Annotated in this window: 1 protein-coding gene and 1 tRNA gene; both read right to left on the bottom strand. The window is 53.6% G+C overall.

Features of this window, described 5'->3' with window-relative positions:
- Positions 1 to 213: 213 nt before the first annotated feature.
- Positions 214 to 288 (bottom strand) — tRNA-Ile (locus DMP08_RS12345).
- A gap of 13 nt (positions 289 to 301) precedes the next feature.
- Positions 302 to 511: hypothetical protein (locus tag DMP08_RS12560; RefSeq protein ID WP_211328443.1), on the bottom strand; the 210-nt coding region annotated here is incomplete at its 5' end.

Below are 511 nucleotides of genomic sequence, written 5' to 3'. Positions count from 1 at the left end.
GATGCTGGCAAAGGTGAGGGCACACCCGACAGGTACGGCTCAGGCATCGTCTGGGAGGAGTTTCACATGCCTACGAATTACAGGCAGTGAATAATTGGATCGGACACACTTTTTGAAACATAACCCGTGGGCGTGCGGCGCCCTCTGGATGGGCGGCTTCATGCGGGCATGGAAAAGGCTGCATCGAAACCGATGCAGCCTTTGCGTGTTTGCTGGTGGGCCCAGCAGGGCTCGAACCTGCAACCAAGGGATTATGAGTCCCCTGCTCCACCATTGAGCTATAGGCCCGTAAAGCGTCCCGCTATTCTATCCCAAAATGCTCGCTTGTGCAAAGAGGGAAGCAGATAGTTTGCACAAGCCGCCGAGAATCCTCGGAAACCCCTTGGTTGAATTGCGAAGTCAGCCGAACACCCTTGTTTAAATAGGCGTTTGTGCAGTTAGCCGGACGTTTTGAAGTGTTTTGAGTCTGTTGCCTGATCTCACGATCAGGGGTTTTGCTTTGATCTCGGGC

The sequence above is a fragment of the Paraeggerthella hongkongensis genome, assembly GCF_003726035.1.
Taxonomy (GTDB): domain Bacteria; phylum Actinomycetota; class Coriobacteriia; order Coriobacteriales; family Eggerthellaceae; genus Paraeggerthella; species Paraeggerthella hongkongensis.
Note: the sequence above shows the minus strand (reverse complement) of the source record. Positions and strands in the feature narration are given on the sequence as shown.